This is a genomic window from Dolichospermum sp. UHCC 0260 (assembly GCF_009711985.1).
Taxonomy (GTDB): Bacteria; Cyanobacteriota; Cyanobacteriia; order Cyanobacteriales; family Nostocaceae; genus Dolichospermum; species Dolichospermum lemmermannii.
Window position 1 is genome coordinate 14,300 of the sequence record NZ_VIKZ01000033.1, and the last position, 3,746, is coordinate 18,045.

The following is a 3,746-nucleotide window of genomic DNA, read 5'->3' on the forward strand; positions in this document are numbered from 1 at the left end:
GGGAGGTTGGGGAAGAATATTACCAATTACCCATTACCAATTACCCATTACCAATTACCCATTACCAATTACCCATTACCAATTACCCATTACCAATTACCCATTACCTAAAAAGGCAATTTGTCGAATAAACCTAATGAGAAACTAATGGCAAAACCGAGGATGCTAATGACAATGAGGATTGTTAGCATATAGCCTTGGGATTGACCAGAAATGCTGTATTTCAAACTTTGTCCGCTAAAAATCGCAGCAAAGCCGATTAAGTTGACTAGACCATCTACCAAAAAGCGATCGCTCCACGCGGATATCCTCGATAACAGCGCCACAGCACTTACAATCGTTAAGCGATAAATGCGGTCTATGTAAAAATCATAGCCTAATAAATCTTGGATAAATCTCCAAACCAAAATTCTCGATCTTGACCAGGCTTTGTGGAGATGAATTGTTGCGCCAATAGTTACTCCAGTAACCGTAGAAGCGACTAAAGATCCAACTATATACCAATCGAGGCTTTCCCAGCTAGGTAATAAATACCATTGCTGTAGCATCAGCGGTAATAATAGAGTGAGTATAGTTAAAGTCACCATTGGTAATGCCATTGGCCAGGCAACTTCTGGAGCGCGGCGGCTTTTGGGTTGGGGTTGTCCCCAAAAAACTAACCGGAATACCCTAGTTAAATTCAAAGCCGTTAAGCCATTAACTAAGATTAAAACCACAATTACCCAAGGGCTAATTTTGACTAAGCCATCAGCCCATGCTATCATTGCCCAAAAACTGCCCAGTGGTAGTAGTGTTACCATACCTGCTGAACCGACGACAAAAGCCGTGGTTGTGGCTGGCATTCTTGACCACAAACCCCCCATTTCTGTCAAGTCTTGAGTTTGGGTAGTGTAGATAACTGAACCAGAACTCATGAATAACAAGGCTTTGGCAATAGCATGACTCAGAAGTAACATTAACGCCACTCCACCCTGTTCCAAGCCTACCGCTAAAAATACCAATCCCATGTAAGCACTGGTGGAATGGGAGAGCGATCGCTTAATATCAATTTGGGCAATAGATACCAATGTTGCTCCCACTGCTGTCATTATCCCCAGCACCACTAAAGTATTTAAGGCAATGGGGGACAAAGATAATAATGGTTGAACTTTGTAGAGAAAATAAGCACCCCCACCTACCACTAGAGAGTTTCGCATCACCGAAGCTGGGTTTGGTCCTTCCATCGCTTCGTCTAACCACAGGTGCAGGGGAAATTGGGCGCACTTACCCGCAGGACCAGCAATTAAACCTAAACAGAGTAAAGTTGATGTAACTGGATTTAAATCAGCAGTTTGCGCCCACTCATACAAATCCGAAAAATTTAAGCTGCCGGCTAAAGTAGAAAGAGTCACTACAGCCATCAATAGCAACAAATCTCCTACCCGCTTCGTTAAAAAGGCATCTCGCGCCGCGGTCACTACCAAGGGTTGAGCATACCAAAATCCGACCAGTAAATAAGTAGAAAGGGTGAGAACTTCCAGCAAAGCATAGCTGAGAAACAAGGAATCACTAATTGCTAGACCACTGAGGGCGGCTTCAAAAAATCCCACCAGACCAAAAAACCGGGCTAAGGACCAATCTTTTTCCATGTAGCCTAGTGCGTAAATTTGCGCCAACAGACTTAATCCAGTAATTAAAACTGTCGCCCCCACACTGACTACGGAAATTTCTAAAGCAAAAGATAATTGAAAATCAGCAGCTTGAAACCAAGTAATTACTAAATTTTCTTGATCCCGATTCCAGATATCTTTAAATACTAATAAACTATGGACAAAACCTAAGATGGTAGTCAATAAGTTCAAGTAGGCCGCAGGTCTTGGTCCTGTACGTTGGATGATTCCTATGCTCCAAGGCAAAGTTAAAATTGCCCCTAGTAAGCTATAAAGAGGCACGAACCAACTTGTTAAAAATAGAAACTCATTCATCTAATATTTTCCTTGACAACTCAGTTCCGATTCTCTTAAACAGCCTTTAAATAATCATTTGCTCAAAAAACAATATCTTTGAGAAAATCTATGTTTTCTTAACTTTTCTTAGCTCAATATGCCTAAGCACATTTACTTTAGATTAGCCTATTGTTGAGCTATTAAATATAATTTAACATTTTAGATATTCTAATAATTGTTGAACAACATTTTTTATTTTTCTGCTTTTTTTAAATTTGTTTTTTAGATACATTGGTAAAATTTGCAGATTTTTACCCACTGTTTATGGCAATAGCGAATCACAGGAAAGATATAGCCAGTAGCTCGTCTGTCCCATATATAGCGCTCACCAATCCTCCTCATCAAAGAATTAGCTTGGGCTATGAACTATAGTAATTCTCAAACTGATAAAGAAATTATAAAGCATAAGTTGTCACTGTAGGGATCAGTAAACTTTAATGTCACAAAAGACCCTATAAAGTTTTGTTAACTTTTTTTAATCTATTTTATTACAAACTATTATAGTAATTTATGTTGCCAGGGATGCCAAGGTTTCATAAGCTAAGATGTGGCGGTATTTTGGAATCAGGATGAGCATCCCCGTCCAAAATTTCCATCCATAGTTCTAATTCGATTAATTTTTTAGGAGTTCTGCGATGCCAATTGCAGTTGGAATGATTGAAACTAAAGGCTTTCCCGCAGTAGTAGAAGCTGCTGACGCAATGGTGAAAGCCGCCCGTGTGACTTTAGTAGGATATGAAAAAATTGGTAGCGCTCGCGTTACAGTCATTGTCAGGGGAGATGTTTCTGAAGTGCAAGCTTCGGTAGCTGCTGGCGTTGAAGCGGCAAAAAGAGTCAACGGTGGTGAAGTGGTATCTACCCATATCATTGCTCGCCCCCACGAAAACTTAGAATATGTCTTGCCAATTCGTTATACAGAAGCCGTAGAACAGTTCCGCGCTTAGTTTAAATCTGGTACAAGTAAAAATTTAATTTAAGGACAAAAACAAATGTCAATTGCAGTAGGAATGGTAGAAACTCTAGGCTTTCCAGCCGTAGTCGAAGCTGCTGATGCCATGGTAAAAGCTGCTCGTGTTACCTTGGTGGGTTATGAAAAAATCGGTAGTGGTCGGGTAACAGTTATCGTGCGTGGTGACGTTTCCGAAGTTCAAGCTTCCGTAGGTGCGGGAGTGGAATCAGTTAAGCGTGTTAACGGTGGACAAGTGCTATCTACCCACATCATTGCTCGTCCTCACGAAAACTTGGAATATGTCCTCCCCATTCGTTATACCGAAGATGTAGAACAATTCCGGGAAGGTGTTAACACAATTCGCCCTTTCGGTAGAAGACCATAATTAATAATGCAAATTGCCAGAGTTCGTGGCACAGTAACTAGCACCCAAAAAGATCCCAGTCTGCGGGGTGTGAAGCTACTAATGTTGCAATTAATAGATGAAAATGGCAATCTCCTGCCAGTATACGAGGTAGCAGCCGATAACAGTGTAGGGGCAGGAGTGGATGAGTGGGTACTTGTCAGTCGTGGCAGTGCTGCTCGTCAATTATCAGGTAATGAACAACGACCGTTAGACGCAGCAGTAGTGGCAATTATAGACACCATTTACGTTGAAGATCGTGTGATTTACAGCAAAAAAGACCAGTATAGATAGTCAGGGAAGAGGTAATGGGTAATAGGTGATGGGTAATGGGTGATGGGTGATGGGTGATGGGTGATGGGTAATAGGTGATGGGTAATAGGTGATGGGTGATGGGTGAAAACTTACC

4 protein-coding genes are annotated in these 3,746 nt (G+C 41.3%); 3 read left to right on the forward strand and 1 reads right to left on the reverse strand.

Annotated elements, in window-relative coordinates:
* Positions 1–107: 107 nt before the first annotated feature.
* A complete protein-coding gene (locus FJR08_RS13865) occupies positions 108–1,964 on the reverse strand; it encodes an NAD(P)H-quinone oxidoreductase subunit F (protein WP_168633555.1) in 1,857 nt (618 codons plus the stop codon).
* A 656-nt stretch (positions 1,965–2,620) separates the two neighbouring features.
* On the opposite strand from FJR08_RS13865, the gene FJR08_RS13870 reads away from it, so the two are divergent.
* Genes FJR08_RS13870 through FJR08_RS13880 form a run of 3 tightly spaced genes read left to right on the forward strand, consistent with a single transcriptional unit; the run spans position 2,621 to position 3,631 of the window.
* Positions 2,621–2,929, forward strand: coding sequence for a carbon dioxide-concentrating mechanism protein CcmK (locus tag FJR08_RS13870; RefSeq protein ID WP_015080434.1), 309 nt, complete (start codon positions 2,621–2,623; stop codon positions 2,927–2,929).
* 45 nt (positions 2,930–2,974) lie between these two features.
* Complete coding sequence (locus FJR08_RS13875; RefSeq protein WP_015080435.1) at positions 2,975–3,319, forward strand: carbon dioxide-concentrating mechanism protein CcmK; 345 nt, start codon at positions 2,975–2,977, stop codon at positions 3,317–3,319.
* Positions 3,320–3,325: 6 nt separating this feature from the next.
* Positions 3,326–3,631, forward strand: a complete 306-nt coding sequence (locus FJR08_RS13880) for a EutN/CcmL family microcompartment protein (RefSeq protein WP_015080436.1) — start codon at positions 3,326–3,328, stop codon at positions 3,629–3,631.
* Positions 3,632–3,746: the final 115 nt, after the last annotated feature.

What these genes read in the sequence shown, in the direction of transcription:
- FJR08_RS13875 (WP_015080435.1), top strand. Translation starts at nt 2,975, where the DNA reads ATGTCAATTGCAGTAGGAATGGTAGAAACTCTAGGCTTTCCAGCCGTA.
- FJR08_RS13870 (WP_015080434.1), top strand. Translation starts at nt 2,621, where the DNA reads ATGCCAATTGCAGTTGGAATGATTGAAACTAAAGGCTTTCCCGCAGTA.
- FJR08_RS13880 (WP_015080436.1), top strand. Translation starts at nt 3,326, where the DNA reads ATGCAAATTGCCAGAGTTCGTGGCACAGTAACTAGCACCCAAAAAGAT.
- FJR08_RS13865 (WP_168633555.1), bottom strand. Translation starts at nt 1,964, where the DNA reads ATGAATGAGTTTCTATTTTTAACAAGTTGGTTCGTGCCTCTTTATAGC.